Origin of the sequence: Duganella sp. CF458 (assembly GCF_900113115.1) — a bacterium.
In the GTDB taxonomy this organism is placed as follows: Bacteria; Pseudomonadota; Gammaproteobacteria; order Burkholderiales; family Burkholderiaceae_D; genus Rugamonas.
Map to the genome: position 1 here is coordinate 112,344 of NZ_FOOF01000014.1, position 16,040 is coordinate 128,383.

General features: G+C 63.4%; 16 protein-coding genes and 1 tRNA gene. 9 read left to right on the plus strand and 8 right to left on the minus strand.

All coding sequences use genetic code 11. The features are described 5' to 3' along the window. The first annotated feature begins 22 nt into the window (after positions 1-22). Positions 23-922: a DMT family transporter gene (locus BM269_RS21235; RefSeq protein WP_090441686.1), complete on the plus strand. Its 900-nt coding sequence runs from the start codon at positions 23-25 to the stop codon at positions 920-922. Further along, complete coding sequence (locus tag BM269_RS21240) at positions 919-1,830, plus strand: DNA-3-methyladenine glycosylase 2 (protein WP_090441689.1); 912 nt, start codon at positions 919-921, stop codon at positions 1,828-1,830. Before BM269_RS21235 ends, BM269_RS21240 begins: the two co-directional genes overlap by 4 nt. A 2-nt stretch (positions 1,831-1,832) precedes the next feature. Here the strand turns inward: BM269_RS21240 and BM269_RS21245 are convergent, their stop codons facing one another. Then, positions 1,833-2,573 carry a hypothetical protein gene (locus tag BM269_RS21245; RefSeq protein ID WP_139232819.1) on the minus strand — a complete coding sequence of 247 codons (741 nt, stop codon included), beginning with the start codon at positions 2,571-2,573 and terminating at the stop codon, positions 1,833-1,835. 116 nt (positions 2,574-2,689) lie between these two features. Between BM269_RS21245 and BM269_RS21250 the strand changes: the two genes are divergently transcribed. Next, on the plus strand, positions 2,690-3,703 hold the full coding sequence (locus BM269_RS21250; protein WP_090441695.1) for a MerR family transcriptional regulator: 1,014 nt from the start codon (positions 2,690-2,692) through the stop codon (positions 3,701-3,703). A gap of 55 nt (positions 3,704-3,758) precedes the next feature. Here the strand turns inward: BM269_RS21250 and BM269_RS21255 are convergent. Beyond that, positions 3,759-3,835 (minus strand) — tRNA-Met (locus tag BM269_RS21255). A 124-nt stretch (positions 3,836-3,959) separates the two neighbouring features. Between BM269_RS21255 and BM269_RS21260 the strand changes: the two genes are divergently transcribed. The 3 genes from BM269_RS21260 to BM269_RS21270 are packed head-to-tail and all read left to right on the plus strand — an operon-like array spanning position 3,960 to position 6,021. Continuing rightward, entirely contained in the window at positions 3,960-4,538 is a 579-nt protein-coding gene (locus BM269_RS21260; RefSeq protein ID WP_090441698.1) for an NUDIX hydrolase, read from the plus strand. After that, the gene (gene aat, locus BM269_RS21265; RefSeq protein ID WP_090441701.1) at positions 4,535-5,242 is read left to right on the plus strand and encodes a leucyl/phenylalanyl-tRNA--protein transferase; all 708 of its coding nucleotides are present in this window, start codon (positions 4,535-4,537) and stop codon (positions 5,240-5,242) included. Before BM269_RS21260 ends, aat begins: the two co-directional genes overlap by 4 nt. Before the next feature lie 26 nt (positions 5,243-5,268). Next, positions 5,269-6,021, plus strand: a complete 753-nt coding sequence (locus tag BM269_RS21270; RefSeq protein WP_090441704.1) for an arginyltransferase — start codon at positions 5,269-5,271, stop codon at positions 6,019-6,021. Here BM269_RS21270 and BM269_RS21275 read toward each other — a convergent pair. Then, positions 5,987-7,300: an amidohydrolase gene (locus BM269_RS21275; RefSeq protein ID WP_229204731.1), complete on the minus strand. Its 1,314-nt coding sequence runs from the start codon at positions 7,298-7,300 to the stop codon at positions 5,987-5,989. The genes BM269_RS21270 and BM269_RS21275 overlap by 35 nt on opposite strands. 60 nt (positions 7,301-7,360) lie before the next feature. On the opposite strand from BM269_RS21275, the gene BM269_RS21280 reads away from it, so the two are divergent. The 3 genes from BM269_RS21280 to BM269_RS21290 all read left to right on the plus strand — a co-directional run bounded on the left by BM269_RS21280 (position 7,361) and on the right by BM269_RS21290 (position 11,383). Further along, positions 7,361-8,401 carry a quinone-dependent dihydroorotate dehydrogenase gene (locus BM269_RS21280; protein ID WP_090441710.1) on the plus strand — a complete coding sequence of 347 codons (1,041 nt, stop codon included), beginning with the start codon at positions 7,361-7,363 and terminating at the stop codon, positions 8,399-8,401. 2 nt (positions 8,402-8,403) lie between these two features. Beyond that, positions 8,404-9,450, plus strand: coding sequence for an aldo/keto reductase (locus BM269_RS21285; protein ID WP_090441714.1), 1,047 nt, complete (start codon positions 8,404-8,406; stop codon positions 9,448-9,450). Positions 9,451-9,667: 217 nt separating this feature from the next. Continuing rightward, entirely contained in the window at positions 9,668-11,383 is a 1,716-nt protein-coding gene (locus BM269_RS21290; RefSeq protein ID WP_090441717.1) for a methyl-accepting chemotaxis protein, read from the plus strand. Here BM269_RS21290 and BM269_RS21295 read toward each other — a convergent pair. The 5 genes from BM269_RS21295 to BM269_RS21315 form a co-directional block, all read right to left on the minus strand. Then, positions 11,380-12,312: a CysB family HTH-type transcriptional regulator gene (locus tag BM269_RS21295; protein ID WP_090441721.1), complete on the minus strand. Its 933-nt coding sequence runs from the start codon at positions 12,310-12,312 to the stop codon at positions 11,380-11,382. The genes BM269_RS21290 and BM269_RS21295 overlap by 4 nt on opposite strands. After that, positions 12,309-13,373, minus strand: coding sequence for a sulfate/molybdate ABC transporter ATP-binding protein (locus BM269_RS21300; protein ID WP_090441725.1), 1,065 nt, complete (start codon positions 13,371-13,373; stop codon positions 12,309-12,311). The genes BM269_RS21295 and BM269_RS21300 overlap by 4 nt, the downstream gene beginning before the upstream one ends. A gap of 1 nt (position 13,374) precedes the next feature. Next, a complete protein-coding gene (gene cysW, locus BM269_RS21305; RefSeq protein ID WP_090441727.1) occupies positions 13,375-14,259 on the minus strand; it encodes a sulfate ABC transporter permease subunit CysW in 885 nt (294 codons plus the stop codon). Continuing rightward, complete coding sequence (gene cysT / locus BM269_RS21310; RefSeq protein ID WP_090441730.1) at positions 14,256-15,146, minus strand: sulfate ABC transporter permease subunit CysT; 891 nt, start codon at positions 15,144-15,146, stop codon at positions 14,256-14,258. Before cysT ends, cysW begins: the two co-directional genes overlap by 4 nt. 105 nt (positions 15,147-15,251) lie before the next feature. Continuing rightward, positions 15,252-16,025 carry a sulfite exporter TauE/SafE family protein gene (locus BM269_RS21315; protein ID WP_090441734.1) on the minus strand — a complete coding sequence of 258 codons (774 nt, stop codon included), beginning with the start codon at positions 16,023-16,025 and terminating at the stop codon, positions 15,252-15,254. Positions 16,026-16,040 lie beyond the last annotated feature (15 nt).

The window sequence follows — 16,040 nt, forward strand, 5'->3', positions numbered from 1 at the left end:
ATGGGGACACAAACTGAACAGTATGAATACTTCAAACCTTCTCAAATTGATTTTTCTGGCTGCCATCTGGGGCGGCTCTTTCCTGTTCATGCGGATTGCCGCGCCGGTGCTGGGGCCGGGGGTGCTGATCGAGTATCGCGTGACGTTTGCGGCGCTGTTCCTGGCCGTGGTGGCGCTGGTGCTGCGCAAGCGGCTGGACCTGGGTAAGCACTGGAAGCATTACCTGGTGCTGGGCTTCTTTAACTCCGCCCTGCCCTTCCTGCTGTTCGCGTTTGCGGCCAAGACGCTGACGGCGTCCGTGCTGTCGGTGCTGAATGCGACCGCGCCGATCTGGGGTGCCATCGTCGGTGCTGTGTGGCATCGCCATATGGTGTCCGGGCGCGTGATGCTTGGCTTGGTGTTGGGCACGGCGGGCGTTGCGATGCTGGTCGGTTTCGACCACGTCAGCAGCAAGGAGGGCGCCGGACTGGCCATCGCGGCCGCTACCCTGGCCGCCTTCAGCTACAGCATCGCCACGACCTACACCAAGGTGTCCCCATCGGCACAGGGCGTGGAGCCGTTCGCCAACGCCCACGGCAGCATGTGGGCGGCGGCCTTGCTGACCCTCCCTTCCCTGGCCATTTTCCCGCAGCCGGGCGAGCCGACCATCGGCATCATGGGCGCGGCATTGGCGCTGGGGGTTCTGTGCAGCGGCATCGCTTACCTGCTGTACTTTGGTCTGGTGCGCGATGTGGGCCCGACTTCTGCGTTGACCGTTACATTCCTCAATCCCTTGTTCGGCATCCTGTGGGGCGCGTTGTTCCTGCATGAAGTGGTGGGCTGGTATACCGTGGCCGGCGCGGCCATCGTCATCACCGGCACCATGCTGGTTACCGGCTACAAGGTCAAGCTGCCGTGGATGCAAAAGACCGAAGCCGCATGAAGCATACTTTTTCGCTTGCCCTGCCCGCCGCGTATCGGGTGCAGGATGTGCTGGCCTTTCATGGCCGCGATGCGGAAAGCGTCGCGGAACAGGTAAGTCCCGATTCGATCCGCAAGGGCATGCTGCTGGATGGGGTGCCGGTGGTGCTGGACGTCACGCTGCCCAAGGGGCGCGCACGCTCCATCGGCTGCGAGGCCGATATTGACCTGCCGCGTGCCCGCAAGGTGCCTCCTGCGTTAGCGATGCAAATCGAAGCCGCCGCCAGCAACATCCTTGGCCTGCACATCGATCCAGCGCCATTCGTGGCGTTCGCACGCGAGGACGCGCTTCTCGGCCCCCTGGTTGCCCGCCAGCCCGGCCTGCGCATCGTGCAGTCGGCCACCGTATTCGAGGCCCTGACCTGGGCCATCATCGGCCAGCAAATCAACCTGTCCTTCGCGATCGCCCTGCGCCGCAGCTTCATTCTGCAGGCGGGTCGTCAGCACAAGGATGGCCTGTGGTGCTATCCGGAAGCTGCGGATGTGGCGAAGCTTGCCGTCGAAGACCTGACCACGCGCAAGTTTTCGCGCGCCAAGGCTGAAACCCTGATCCGCTTCGCCCAACTGGTCACTGCCGGCGAACTCGATATCGAGGAGCGCGCGGACAACCCGATCCCAACCATCTGCCGCAACCTGCTGGCGGTCAAAGGCATCGGTCCCTGGACCGTCAACTACGCCCTGCTGCGCGGCTATGGCTTCGCCGACTGCTCGCTGCACGGCGACGTCGCCATCCGCGCGGCGCTGCAACGCCTGCTGGGCGAGGACAGCAAGCCGGACATGGCCCGCACCGAAGTCCTGCTGCAGCGCTACTCCCCGCACCGCACGATGGCGGCAGCCCACCTGTGGGCCAGCCTGGCATTCGAGGCCTGAACTCAATGGGAATGGAGGGCCTGCCATTGGGCGGCCGTCCAGGCTTGGGGAGAAAAGTAATAGCCGCGCGGCGCCAGGCGGCGCAGCCGCGGTTCGTCCGTTGCATAGCCAACCGCCTGGCGGCAATAGGGCTGGGTGAAACCCTGCCAGCGCAGGCGCTGGCGAAGCGCGTGCTGTTGCCGGCCCATGCGAAACGCCATCGGCACCACCTCGTCCGCCACGCCTTCGGCCAGCCAGGCGTCGTCCAGGCACCAGGAGGCCAGCGCCGTCACCGACAGCGCCACTTCGGGCGGCAAGACGCGACGGATGGCGGCGACAGTGCGCGCCAGGAAGGGACGTTGCGAGCGGCGCACTTCGAAATCGAGTTGCACCACCTGCCGGTTGGCGCCCGCGGCAATGCGCAGCAGCTCCTTCACGATGGCTTGCATTTGTACCTGGTTCAGTGCCGGCGGCTCGCGCCATGACAGGTCGACGTGCAGCACCGGCACGCGTGCGGTAGCCGGTTCGAGCAGGAGGCGGGCCGTGCGCGGACGCACCAGCGCTTGCTCGCCTTGCAGCATGATGCTGGACGCCACGAACGCCACCCCGGCATCGCCCGGCAGCCAGCGCAAATCTTCCGGCCGCTCCCAGGCCCAGGCCATTTTCAGCGGCAGCAGGGCCAGCGCCGTATGCGCATGCGGCAGGCGGCTGCTGTCGGCGCGGGCCAGCAGCAAAAGGGCGGCAAATACGAGCAGGCGTTGCATGTCCACCATCATAAGGGATGGATCGCTTACCATCACGTTTTTGCACGCGGCGCTTGACCCTCACCTTACGTCAGGCTCCAGCATGGTGCCAACGTAACGAAAAGAAGGAGCTCGGCATGATGTTGAAAGTAGGTGAACTGGCGCGCCGTTCGGGCCTGACCGTGCGCACCCTGCACCATTACGACAGCATCGGCTTGCTCAAGCCTTCGGGACGTTCCGATGCCGGCTACCGCCTGTATAACCGCGATGACGTGGCCCGCCTGCACCAGGTGCAGGCGCTGCGCCGTTTCGGCATGGCGCTGGCCGATATCGGTCAATTCCTGGCCAAGCCCGGCACTTCCCTGCCCGACCTGATTGCCCGCCAGATCGACTCGCTCGACCGGCAAATCGCCGAAGCGGCCAAGCTGCGCGAGCAGCTCGCCGCACTGCGCGGGCAGCTGCTGGCAGGCGAGGAACCGGAATTGGCTACCTGGCTAACCACATTGGAGCAAATGACCGTGTACGACAAATACTTTAGCAAGGAAGAACTGGCACAACTGCCGATCTACAACGATCCCGCTGCCCCCGAAGAATGGACAGCACTGATCGAAGCGGTGGGGCAGAACATGGCGGCAGGCGTGCCTCCGTCGGACCCATCCGTACAAGCGCTGGCCGAGAAATGGATGGCAACCTTCAGCCGCCAGGCCGGCCACAGTTTCGACATCATGCAACGGCTCGACAACATGTGGTCGCGCGAAGAGGAGTACCGCAAGCAAAGCGGCGTGACGTTCGAGATGCGGAACTACATTGCGGCTGCCAGCGGCCAGGGCAAGCTGGCGCTCTATGCCAAATATATGCGGCCGGAAGAAATGGAGACCATGCACAAGCACTTCCGCACCCGCGCCCACGAATGGCCGGGATTGATCACGGAAATCCGCCAGCAAATGGCCGCCAATCCCTCGCCCTTGGCGCCGGAAGCACGCGTCCTGGCCCAACGCTGGTATGCACTGTTCACCGATATGGTCGGCAACGCGCCGGACGTGCGGGAGCGCTTCCGCAAAGCGCTGGAGAATGAGCCGGCCCTGAATGCCGGCCGCATGATGAGCGATGATGTGCTGAACTTCCTGCGCCAGGCACACGCGGCAGCGTAACAAGGCGAAAAAAAACCGTCATCGCAAGCTGCTGATGACGGTTTTTTTGGAATTCTGGTTGCGGGGACAGGATTTGAACCTGTGACCTTCGGGTTATGAGCCCGACGAGCTGCCAGACTGCTCCACCCCGCGTCTGATGCGAGTATTATAGGGCAGCGCGCCGATTTAGGCAATATTTATCCCACTCCTTCTGACGATAGCTCGAATATATTTCACCGCAGCCCGGCAATGGGCGGTTCGGTGTAAAGTAAACCCCATGAAATTTTGCTCAGAATGCGCCCACCCTGTGGAGTTGATGGTGCCGGCCGGTGACAACCGGCCGCGTTATGTTTGCGTCAACTGTTCCGCAATCCATTATCAAAACCCCAAGATGGTGATCGGTACGGTCCCAGTCTGGGAGCGCGACGGCGAATTGCAGGTTTTGCTCTGCAAGCGCGCGATCGAGCCGCGCCGCGGGTTCTGGACCCTGCCGGCCGGTTTCATGGAAAACAATGAAACCACGGCCGAAGCGGCCCAGCGAGAAACCGAGGAGGAAGCCGGCGCCAATATCGACCTTGGCAAGCTGTATACCCTGCTCAACGTGCCGCGCGTGCACCAGGTGCATATGTTTTATCTGGCCACCCTGCGCGACCTCGACTTTGCACCGGGCGAAGAAAGCCTGGACGTCCAAATGTTCACGGAAGCGGACATCCCTTGGGATGACCTGGCCTTTCCGACTATCCGCACCACGCTGGAGTACTTCTTCGCCGACCGCGCCAAACTGCGCGAAGGCGGCAGCTATGGCTTCCACACGCAGGACATTACCCAGCCAATGCGCCAACCGTCCGACACATGATTCCCTGGCTTGACGTCAACACGCCCTTTCCCGACGTCTCCGAAGCCCTGACCACGGACGCGCCGGGCTTGCTGGCTGCCGGCGCTGACTTATCGCCGCAGCGCCTGCTGGCCGCTTACCAGCGCGGCATCTTCCCCTGGTTTTCGGAGGGCCAGCCGATCCTGTGGTGGAGCACCGATCCGCGCATGGTGTTGCGCACCGCCGACTTCAAGATTTCCGACAGCCTGCGCAAAACGCTGAAGAAGATTGCGCGCGACGGCCAGCGTTGGGAAGTGCGCTTCGACAGTGCCTTTGAACAGGTGATGCGCGCCTGCGCCGCACCACGGCGCGACGGTCCCGGCACCTGGATTTCGGAAGACATCATCGCCGGCTACAGCGGGCTGCATGAGCAGGGCTTCGCCCATTCCGCCGAGCTATGGCTGGACGGCGAGCTGGTGGGCGGCGCCTACGGTGTTTCGATCGGCACCATGTTCTACGGCGAATCGATGTTTGCGCGCGTCACCGATGGTTCCAAGGTGGCGCTGGCTTATCTCGTGCATTTTTTACGACAGCATGGCGTGCAGCTGATCGATTGCCAGCAGGAGACCGGCCATCTGGCGTCGCTCGGTGCGCGCCCGATACCACGCAAGGACTTCATAGCACACTTGCAAAAGTCGATTGTGATGCCACAGATACGCGATTGGTGCCCTATCGCACCGTTCTAAGCCGCGGACGCGTTATGATATGACTCATGACGCAGCTTAACGACCTTCCCTTCGCAACGTTGCAGTTTTATACAACGGCGCCTTATCCGTGCAGCTATCTTGATGCACGACAGGCCCGTTCGCAGGTGGCGACGCCGTCGCACCTGATCAACGCCGATGTGTATTCGGAGCTGGTGAAGAACGGCTTCCGCCGCAGCGGCATCTTTACTTACCGTCCATATTGCGACGGATGCCAAGCCTGCATCCCGGTGCGCGTCGTGGCCGCCGGGTTCGCGCCGACACGCGGCCAACGCCGGGCGTGGGCGCGTCACGGCAACCTGGAAGCAGGCGTGGCCAGCCTGTCGTTCTCGGACGAACATTACGACCTTTACCTGCGCTACCAGAGTACCCGCCACGCGGGCGGCGGCATGGACCAGGATTCACGCGACCAGTATGCGCAGTTCCTGCTGCAAAGCCGGGTCAATACGCGCCTGGTGGAGTTCCGCGAGCCCGATGGCACGCTGCGCATGGTGTCCATCATCGACGTGCTGTCCGATGGCCTGTCCTCGGTCTACACCTTCTTCGACCCGGACGTGCCGGGCGCCTCCTTCGGCACCTATAACGTGATGTGGCAAATCGCGCAGGCGCACGAACTGGGCCTGGAATTCGTCTACCTTGGCTACTGGATCGAAGACAGCCCGAAGATGAATTACAAGATCAAGTTCCAGCCCCTGCAGGCACGCATCAAGGGCGTATGGGGGCCTCTCACTTCTTCATCAGGTCCAGCAGCGCAACCGTAGTCGCCAGCACGCCGGTCTGGATCGACTTCTCCGCATCGGCGCGGAACAGCGGGCTGTGGTTGTAGGCGATCGCGGCTTTGCCGGCGCGCGCTGCCTCGACCTGCGCGGCAGGCGTGCCGCCCACCATGAAATACAGGCTCGGGATGCCCTGGCCGTAGATGAAATGGGCATAGTCTTCGCCCACCATGCTGCCGCGCTGGTAGCCCTTGTCGAAAATGCCCTCACCCAGTTTGCTTGACCATACGGTGCGCAGGCGCTGCAGCATGGCTTTGTCGTTCAGGGTCGGCGGCACCGGACGGTCGGTGTGGCGGATCTGCGGCAGCTTGTCTTCGGACACGCCGGCAGCGCGCGCGGTGTTCTCGGCCACGCGCTTGATCCCATCCAGCAGCCTGGCGCGCGTCTCGTCGCTTTCCGAGCGCACCGTCAGCTCAAGGCGCGCCGTATCGCTGATCACATTGCCCTTGGTGCCGGCGTGGAAGGAGCCCACCGTAATCAAGGCCGCTTCGCGTGGGGCGATATCGCGGGTGACAACGGTTTGCAGTGCCAGCACGATCTGCGACGCGATGACAACCGGGTCCTTGCCGGTGTGCGGGCTGGCGCCGTGGGTGCCAACGCCGTGCACGACGATTTCCATCAGGTCGGCACCGGAGAACGGCGCTTCGCTGGCCTCGATCTTGCCTGCTTCGATGTCGGCGCCCACGTGCAGCGCCAGCGCGAAATCAGGCTTACCGAAGCGCTTGTAGATGCCGTCGGCCATCATGTCGAGCGCACCGCCGGTGCGCTCTTCGGCCGGCTGGCCAACCAGCATCAGGGTGCCATTCCAATCGCTCTTGTGCGCTGCCATCTGGTGGGCGGTGCCGACCAGGCTGGTCATGTGGACGTCGTGGCCGCAGGCGTGCATCACCGGCACCAGGCTGCCGCTCGCATCCTTCATCTTCACCTTGGAGGCGTTCGGCGCATCCGACTTTTCCTCCACCGGCAGCGCATCCATGTCGGCGCGCACCATCACCATCGGGCCTTTGCCGTTGCGCAGTACGGCCACCAGGCCGGTCTTGCCGACGCCTTCCGTAACTTCAAAGCCCGCCGCACGCAGTTCCTTGGCCATGCGCGCCGCCGTCTGCACTTCCATATAAGACAGCTCTGGATTGGCGTGCAGGTGGTTGAACAGCGATTCCAGGCTGGCTTTGTAGTCGCGCGCAATGGCGGCGGAAAGCTGGTTTTCGGCGGCGACGGCGGAGAAGGAAAGGCAGGCCAGCAAGGCAAGTCCAGGCTTGATCACGGAAGGTCCTCCAGGGGGCGCAGTGTAAAATGCTACAAAAATACACCAAAGCTGCCCACCATGTCCGATAAATTCCTGTACTCCCTCGCCCGCCCTATCCTGTTCTCGATGGACGCGGAATCCGCCCACCATTTCACCCTTCCGGCACTGAAGCGCCTGTCCGCACTGGGCCTGACGCGCGCCATGGTGCGCCGCCCGAAAGACGACCCGCGCACCGTCATGGGCTTGACCTTCCGCAATCCGGTCGGCCTGGCCGCTGGACTGGACAAGGATGGCGCCTTCATCGATGCGCTGGCCGACCTGGGCTTCGGCTCCATCGAAGTGGGCACCGTGACCCCGCGCGCCCAGCCGGGCAACCCGAAGCCGCGCATGTTCCGCCTTCCTGCGGCGCACGGCATCATCAACCGCATGGGCTTCAACAACGGCGGCGTCGACGCCTTCGTGGCCAACGTGCAATCCTCGCGTTTCTACCAGAACCGCGAAGGCGTGCTGGGCCTGAACATCGGCAAGAACGCCGACACCCCGATCGAGCGCGCGGTCGACGATTACCTGCACTGCCTGGGCAAGGTTTACCCATACGCCAGCTACGTGACCGTCAACATCTCCTCGCCGAACACCAAGAACCTGCGCCAGCTCCAGGGCGCTTCGGAGCTCGATGGCCTGCTGTCGCAATTGAAGGAAGCGCAGCTGCGCCTGGCCGACCAGCATAAGCGCTACGTGCCGATGACGCTGAAGATCGCGCCGGACATGGATGGCGACCAGGTGAAGAACATCGCCGACGCCCTGCTGCGCCACAAGATCGACGGCGTGATCGCCACCAACACCACCCTGAGCCGCACCGCGGTGGAAGGCATGCAGCACGGCGCGGAAGCCGGGGGCCTGTCCGGCGCGCCGGTGTTTGAACTGTCCAACAATGTGATCCGCCTGCTGAAAGCGGAACTGGGCGATGCGCTGCCAATCATCGGCGTTGGCGGCATCATGCAGGGCAAGGGTGCCAAAGCCAAGCTGGAAGCAGGCGCACAACTGGTGCAGCTCTACTCCGGCCTGATTTACGCCGGCCCGGCGCTGGTGCGCGATTGCGCCGACGCGCTGCGGGGCTGAGCATGCAGAAAATCACCCTCGGCCGCAGCGACCTGAAGGTCAGCAAGATCTGCCTCGGCACGATGACCTTCGGCCAGCAGAATACCGAAGCGGATGCACACACCCAGCTCGATTACGCACTGGAACGCGGCATCAATTTCATCGACACCGCCGAGCTGTATCCGGTGATGCCGTCCGCTGCGACCCAGGGTGATACCGAGCGCTTTATCGGCAGCTGGCTGAAAAAATCCGGCCGCCGCGCCGACGTGGTGCTGGCGACCAAGGTCGCGGGACCCAACCCGTACATGCACTGGATCCGCAAAGGCAAAAGCAACCACAATGCGGCCAATATCCGTGCCGCGGTGGAAGCCAGCCTGCAGCGCCTGCAAACGGACTACATCGACCTGTACCAATTGCATTGGCCAAGCCGCAACGTGCCGATCTTCGGCGCCAGCCAGTTCGATCCGGAAAAGGAACGTCATGCCATCGCCGTCGAAGAAACGCTGGCCGTGCTGGGCCGGTTGATCGAGGAAGGCAAGATCCGCCACATCGGCGTATCGAACGAAAGCAGCTGGGGCGTATCCGAATTCGTCAAGCAGGCCGAGATGAAAGGCTTGCCGCGCATTGCCACCATCCAGAATCTGTACAACCTGGCGGCGCGCCATTTCGAAACCAGCTTCCTGGACGAGACCTGCTTCCGCGAGCAAGTAAGCCTGATGGCGTATAGCCCGCTGGCATTCGGCCAGCTTACGGCGAAGTATCACGACGATCCTAAGGCACATGGCCGCCTGACGATCTTCCCGCCGACCTGGAGCCCGCGCTACCTGCGCCCTGGCGTGCTCGAAGCGGTGGCGCAGTACGCCAAACTGGCGCGCGAGAACGGCATGACGCCGGCCCAGCTTGCGCTGGCCTGGTGCTATTCGCGCTGGTTCGTCGCCTCCACCATCATCGGCGCCACCACGCTGGCGCAGTTGCGCGAAAACATCGATGCCTTCGATGTTCGTTTGTCATCGGACGTCGCGGCTGCCGTCGACGCGATCCATGCGTGCCTGCCCAATCCCGGCCAGTAAGGCGCCAAATCGGGGCCAATTCGGGGCCAATCAGGGACCAATAAGCGACATTCTCACGAAATCCCACTTGCTTCGCTGGAGCCTTGTTGCTAGCATCGAGGTTCCAGGGCGTCCGCCTCGCCGGTCCCAGCCTGCCCTGATCCGCCGCCCCACCCTCGCGGCATGAAAACTCCCCCCTATCAAACTTCCTGCGCTCGCGCGCGGGCCGGAGCCGTACATGCTGAATAACGTAACAATCAAAACCCGCCTGGTGGCAGTCCTGGCGATCCTTTCACTGACGATGATGGTGATCGGTGTAGCGGGCATTGCCAGCCTGTCCAATTCCAACGCCTCGCTGAAGACCGTGTACGAGGATCGCCTCGTGGCACTGGGCCAGCTGCAGGACGTCATCCGCACCATCAACCGCAACCAGCTGAACATCGCCAAGGCCGTCAGCGACGATCCGGCCAAGCTGCCCGACATGGTGAAGACGGTGGAAGAAGGCCGCGCCAAGGCCACCAAGGTCTGGAAAGAATATGCCGCGACTTACCTGACCGATGAAGAAAAAGTACTGGTGGAACGGTTCGCCGCCGCACGCACCGCATTCCTGGATGACGGCTTGAATCCCGCGCTCGATGCAGCGCGCGCAGGCGATGTCCAGAGAGTCAGCACCCTGCTGCACGGCCGCCTGAACGAGCGCTACGTGGCCATGCGTGAAATCATGAATCAGTTGATCCAGCTTCAGATGGATGTCGGAAAGAACGAATATGAGAGTTCGCAGGCGAGCTATGCAAAATTCCGCCTGGCCGTCATCGGCCTGCTGCTTGGCGGCCTGGCGCTGGCGGTTGTTGCCGGCTGGTGGCTGGTACGCAGCATCACGCAACCGCTGAACCGTGCGGTGCGTATCGCCGAGGGCGTCGCGGCGGGCGACCTGACGCAACAGATCGAAGTTCAATCGCAGGACGAAACCGGCAAGCTGCTGGCAGCGCTGCGTGAAATGAACAACAGCCTGGTCGGCATCGTCGGCGATGTACGCCACGCCACCGATTCAATCGCCACGGCTTCGTCGGAAATCGCCAGCGGCAACCTGGACCTGTCGTCGCGCACCGAGGAACAAGCGAGCTCGCTGGAGGAAACCGCTTCGTCGATGGAGGAGCTGACGTCCACCGTCCGACAGAATGCCGACAATGCCAAGCAGGCCAACCAGCTGGCGGGCAATGCGTCGGAAGTTGCGCGGCGCGGCGGCGCCGTCGTGTCGCAGGTAGTCGACAAGATGAGCGCGATCAACGAGTCGGCTTACAAAATCGTGGAAATCATCGCCGTCATCGACGGCATCGCTTTCCAGACCAATATCCTGGCTTTGAATGCCGCGGTGGAAGCCGCACGCGCCGGTGAACAAGGGCGCGGCTTCGCCGTGGTGGCATCCGAAGTGCGCAACCTGGCGCAGCGCTCGGCCAGCGCTGCCAAGGAAATCAAGCAGTTGATCGACAACTCGGTGGCGCAAGTGGAAGAAGGCAGCCGCCTGGTCGACCAGGCCGGCGCAACCATGCAGGAAGTCGTCGACAGCGTGCAGCAGGTGACCGACATCATTGGCGAAATCTCGGCGGCCAGCGGCGAACAAAGCGCCGGCATCGAGCAAATCAATGAAGCCGTGGTGCAAATGGATAACGTCACGCAGCAGAACGCCGCCCTGGTGGAACAAGCTGCAGCGGCGGCAGGCTCGCTGCAAGAGCAGGCCGCATCGCTGTCACAGGCTGTCAGTGTGTTCCGCCTGGCCGCATCGGCGCACGCTCCTGCGCCCGGGCCGGGCAAGCCGCGTGCGCAAGTTGCTGCGCCGCTGCGTAGCCCGGCTTCCGTCACCCGTCTTCAGCCACGCAGCGCTGCCAAGCCGGCCGCCCCGGTAACGAAACGGCCGGCCGCTGCCGCCGGCAACGACGGCTGGGAAGAGTTCTAGGCGGCCTCGCCGCCTTGCAGGGCAAGGTCGATGTCGCTGCGCTTCAGGTCCGGGGCGAACTGCGCGATGAATTCATACGCATACGAACGCAGGTAAGCGCCCCTGCGCAGCGCCAGGCGGGTTGTGTTCGCGGCAAACAGGTGGGACGCTTCGATGGCGCGCAGGCCCTTGTCGCGGCCGTGGTCGAAGGCCATCGACGCCACCAGGCCAACGCCCAGGCCCAGCGTCACGTACTGCTTGATCACGTCCGAATCCATGGCGGTGAGCACGATGTCGGGGCGCACGCCGGCCTTGTCGAAGGCGGCATCGATATGGCCGCGGCCGGTAAAGCCGACGTCGTAGGTGATCAACGGGTATTCGGCCAGGTCTTCCAGGCGGATCGGGGAACGCGTCAGCAGCGGATGGCCATCCGGCACCACCACCAGGTGGCTCCAGCGGTAGCAAGGGAAAGACACCAGGTCCGGGAATTGCGACAGGCCTTCGGTGGCGATGCCGATATCGGCCTTGCCCGACAGCACCCATTCAGCGATATGGTCGGGCGCGCTTTGCTGCAGGGCGATGCGCACGTCCGGGAACTCATTGCGGAAATGCGACACCGCTTTGGGCAGCGCATAGCGCGCCTGGGTGTGGGTGGCGGCGATGGTCAGCGTGCCGCTTTTCTGGCCGGTGAACTCCAGGCTGGCCTGCTGCAGGTTTTCCGCTTCCACCAGCAAGCGGTCGACGATCTTCAGGATGCCCTTGCCAGGCTCGGTCAGGCCGGTCAGGCGCTTGCCGTTGCGTTCGAAGATGATGACGCCCAGTTCGTCTTCCAGTTCGCGGATCTGGCGGCTTACCCCCGGCTGCGAGGTGAACAGCGCATTCGCCACTTCGGTCAGGTTGTAGTTGCGGCGCGCCGCTTCGCGCACGGAGCGCAATTGCTGGAAGTTCATGCGTGTGCCCCTTCATCGACGAAGACGCGCAGGCGCTTGGGACGCACCACCAGGGTTTCGCCGTCTTGCAGGTTAAGTTGGATGTAGCGATCGTTGGACATGGTGGCCTCGATAATCTGGGCGTTGTCGGTGCGTTCCAGGTCGAGCTGGGCCAGCGGGCCGATCGCATGCGCGCGGCGCAGCTTGACCACGATGCCTTCCGCTCCCGGTACGTAACGCTCGACTTCCAGGTCGTGCGGGCGGATGTAGGCCGTGCCCTTGCCGCTGCCATGCCCTGCCACATCGAACTCCACGCCGTCGCTGGCCAGCACGCCTTCATGCACGCGGCCATGGAACACGTTGACGTTGCCGAGGAAGCCATACACGAACGGCGAGGCAGGATGGTTGTACACCTCGTCCGGAGAACCCAGCTGCTCGACATGGCCTTTGTTCATCAGCACCACGCGGTCGGCCACTTCCAGCGCCTCTTCCTGGTCATGGGTCACGAAAATCGAGGTGACGTGCAGCTCGTCGTGCAGCCGGCGCAGCCAGCGGCGCAGTTCCTTGCGCACCTTGGCGTCCAGCGCACCGAACGGTTCGTCCAGCAGCAGCACGCGTGGTTCAACGGCCAAGGCGCGCGCCAGGGCGATACGCTGGCGCTGGCCGCCGGAGAGCTGGGGCGGATAGCGGTCGGCCAGCCAGTCCAATTGCACCAGCTCCAGCAGTTCCTTCACCTTGCGGCGGATCTGGTCTTCCGACGGACGCTCCTTGCGCGGCTTGACGCGCAGGCCGAAGGCTACGTTCTCGAACACGGTCATGTGCTTGAACAGCGCATAGTGCTGGAATACGAAACCCACCTGGCGCTCGCGCACGTGGCGGTCCGAAGCATCCTGCCCGTCCAGCAGCACCTGGCCCGAATCGGGATGTTCCAGGCCGGCGATGCAGCGCAGCAGCGTGGTCTTGCCGCAGCCCGATGGGCCCAGCAGCGCGGTCAGCTCGCCTTGCGGGAAATCGAGCGATACATTGTCCAGGGCGACGAAGTCGCCGAAACGCTTGTTGATGTTCTTGACTGCGATCGTCATATCAATGCTCCTTGGCGTCGTCGCCGTAGTTTTCGTGCAGGCGCCATTCGATGAAGGTTTTCACTGCCAGGGTCACCAGCGCCAGCAGGGCCAGCAGCGAGGCCACGGCAAAGGCGGCGGCAAAGTTGTATTCGTTGTAGAGGATCTCGACCTGCAGCGGCATGGTGTTGGTCTCGCCACGGATATGGCCGGACACCACCGACACCGCGCCGAACTCGCCCATGGCGCGGGCGTTGCACAGGATCACGCCGTACAGCAGGCCCCACTTGATGTTCGGCAGGGTCACGCGGAAGAAGGTCTGCCAGCCGTTCGCGCCCAGCACCACGGCCGCTTCCTCTTCCTCACTGCCCTGCGCCTGCATCAGCGGGATCAGCTCACGCGCCACGAACGGGAAAGTAATGAACACGGTGGCCAGCACGATGCCCGGCACGGCAAACAGGATCCTGATGTCGTGCTCCGCCAGCCATGGGCCGAACCAGCCCTGGGCACCGAACAGCAGCACGTAGATCAGGCCCGAGATCACCGGCGAGACCGAGAACGGCAGGTCGATCAGCGTCAGCAACAGGCTCTTGCCGCGGAACTCGAACTTGGTGATGGCCCAGGAAGCGGCGACGCCGAACACCAGGTTGAACGGCACTGCGATGGCGGCGGTCAGCAGCGTGAGCTTGATGGCGGCAATCGAGTCGTCTTCCAGGATGGCGTTGGCATACACCTCCCAGCCCTTCTTCAGCGCTTCGACGAACACGGCGACCAGCGGCACGAACAGGAACAGGGTCAGGAAAGTCAGCGCCACCGCGATCAGGGTGTAGCGCACCCAGCGCGGTTCCAGCGCGTCATGGCGTTGCGGCAGTTCGCCGCGGCGGCTTGGATTGGTGGTTGCGCTCATTTGGCGTTCCTCCCGCGCGACCATGCCTGCAGCAGGTTAATCGCCAGCAGCATCAGGAAGGACGCCACCAGCATGACCACCGCGATGGCGGTAGCGCCGGCGTAGTCGTACTGTTCCAGCTTGGTGATGATGAACAGCGGCGTGATCTCGGAAACCAGCGGCATATTGCCGGCGATGAAAATCACCGAGCCGAATTCGCCGGTGGCGCGGGCAAAGGCCAGCGCAAAGCCGGTCAGCAGCGATGGCAAGATGGTCGGGAATACCACGCGGCGGAAGGTCTGGAAGGCCGAAGCGCCCAGGCTGGCAGCGGCTTCTTCCAGTTCGCGCTCGGCGTCTTCCAGCACCGGCTGCACGGTACGCACCACAAAAGGCAGGCCGATGAAGGTCAGCGCCACCACCACGCCCAGCGGGGTGAAAGCGACCTTGATGCCAAGCACGCCTTCAATAAAGCGGCCGAACCAGCCATTGGACGAATACAAGGCGGTCAGGGTGATGCCGGCAACGGCGGTCGGCAGTGCGAACGGCAGGTCGACCAGTGCGTCGACAATGCGCTTGCCGGGGAATTTGTAACGCACCAGCACCCAGGCCACGATGCCGCCGAAGAAGACGTTCAATGCGGCGCCAATGAATGAGGCGCCGAAGGTCAATTTGTAAGAGGCGACCACGCGCTCCGAGGTGACGGCGCTCCAGAAGCCTTCCCAGGTCATGGTGAAAGTCTTGAGGAAGATCGCCGACAGCGGAATCAGGACGATCAGGGTCAGGTACAGGATGGTGAATCCAAGCGACAGGTTAAAGCCGGGCATCACGCGGTATGGCGCTTTGCGGGCCTTCACCTCGCCTCCCGGCGCCGCCGCCGGGGTGGTCACTGATGCAGCAACTGCAGACATGCTTGCTCCCTTATTACATTTTCGACTAATAGGAGCGCATGTTCGCATTCATGCGTTATAAACCAAACTACGCTTTTTTCATTTGCTTAGATGCCAGAACGGCAGTCATGCCACCAGTTTGGCCGCTACCGAGACCAGCACCGTGGCCAATACGCCGCGCAGGAGCCGCTCCGGCATGGAGCGCGCAAACCAGGAGCCGAGGGTAATGCCGGGCACCGACCCCACCAGCAAGGTCAACAGGAGCGACCAGTCGATCGAGCCCAGCCACCAATGTCCGGCAGCGGCAATCGCGGTCAGCGGCACGGCATAGGCGATATCGGTACCGGCCACCTCCGCCGCCGTCAGGCGCGGGTACATCAGCACCAGCAGCGTAGCGCCTACCGCGCCGGCCCCGATCGAGGAAATGGTCACCAGCGTGCCGAGCACGACGCCGGCCACCACGGTCGTGGTGGCCAACGCCCTGCCCTGCAATTGTCGTTCAGGGTGGGCCAGCATCCATGCCAGCATTTTGCCGCGGAACAGGATGGCCACCACGGTAAGCATGACGGAACCGGCGATGCAGATGCGGATCAGGTGGCCAATTTGCTTGTCCAGCGCACCGAAATACTTCAGGCCCAAGGTCGCGACCAAGGCCGCCGGCAAGGCGCCATAGCACAGCAGGCGCACGATGTCCCAGCGCACCGTGCCGCGCAGGCGGTGGGTGAACGTGCCGGCAGTCTTGGTCACCGAGGCAAACGCCAGGTCGGTGCCCACGGCCACCGAGGGCGAAACGCCGAACACCAAGGTCAGGATGGGCGTCATGAGCGAACCGCCGCCCACGCCGGTCAGACCGACCAGCGCGCCTACGACAAAACCAGAAACGATGAACGACCAATCCATGCGAAATCCTTCCAA

Bases quoted from the DNA above. Each gene is read 5' to 3' on its own strand.
- BM269_RS21240 (WP_090441689.1), top strand. From the start codon at position 919: ATGAAGCATACTTTTTCGCTTGCCCTGCCCGCCGCGTATCGGGTGCAG.
- BM269_RS21315 (WP_090441734.1), bottom strand. From the start codon at position 16,025: ATGGATTGGTCGTTCATCGTTTCTGGTTTTGTCGTAGGCGCGCTGGTC.
- BM269_RS21235 (WP_090441686.1), top strand. From the start codon at position 23: ATGAATACTTCAAACCTTCTCAAATTGATTTTTCTGGCTGCCATCTGG.
- BM269_RS21300 (WP_090441725.1), bottom strand. From the start codon at position 13,373: ATGACGATCGCAGTCAAGAACATCAACAAGCGTTTCGGCGACTTCGTC.
- BM269_RS21290 (WP_090441717.1), top strand. From the start codon at position 9,668: ATGCTGAATAACGTAACAATCAAAACCCGCCTGGTGGCAGTCCTGGCG.
- aat (WP_090441701.1), top strand. From the start codon at position 4,535: ATGATTCCCTGGCTTGACGTCAACACGCCCTTTCCCGACGTCTCCGAA.
- BM269_RS21295 (WP_090441721.1), bottom strand. From the start codon at position 12,312: ATGAACTTCCAGCAATTGCGCTCCGTGCGCGAAGCGGCGCGCCGCAAC.
- BM269_RS21280 (WP_090441710.1), top strand. From the start codon at position 7,361: ATGTCCGATAAATTCCTGTACTCCCTCGCCCGCCCTATCCTGTTCTCG.
- cysT (WP_090441730.1), bottom strand. From the start codon at position 15,146: ATGTCTGCAGTTGCTGCATCAGTGACCACCCCGGCGGCGGCGCCGGGA.
- BM269_RS21270 (WP_090441704.1), top strand. From the start codon at position 5,269: ATGACGCAGCTTAACGACCTTCCCTTCGCAACGTTGCAGTTTTATACA.
- BM269_RS21285 (WP_090441714.1), top strand. From the start codon at position 8,404: ATGCAGAAAATCACCCTCGGCCGCAGCGACCTGAAGGTCAGCAAGATC.
- BM269_RS21260 (WP_090441698.1), top strand. From the start codon at position 3,960: ATGAAATTTTGCTCAGAATGCGCCCACCCTGTGGAGTTGATGGTGCCG.
- BM269_RS21245 (WP_139232819.1), bottom strand. From the start codon at position 2,573: ATGCAACGCCTGCTCGTATTTGCCGCCCTTTTGCTGCTGGCCCGCGCC.
- BM269_RS21250 (WP_090441695.1), top strand. From the start codon at position 2,690: ATGATGTTGAAAGTAGGTGAACTGGCGCGCCGTTCGGGCCTGACCGTG.
- cysW (WP_090441727.1), bottom strand. From the start codon at position 14,259: ATGAGCGCAACCACCAATCCAAGCCGCCGCGGCGAACTGCCGCAACGC.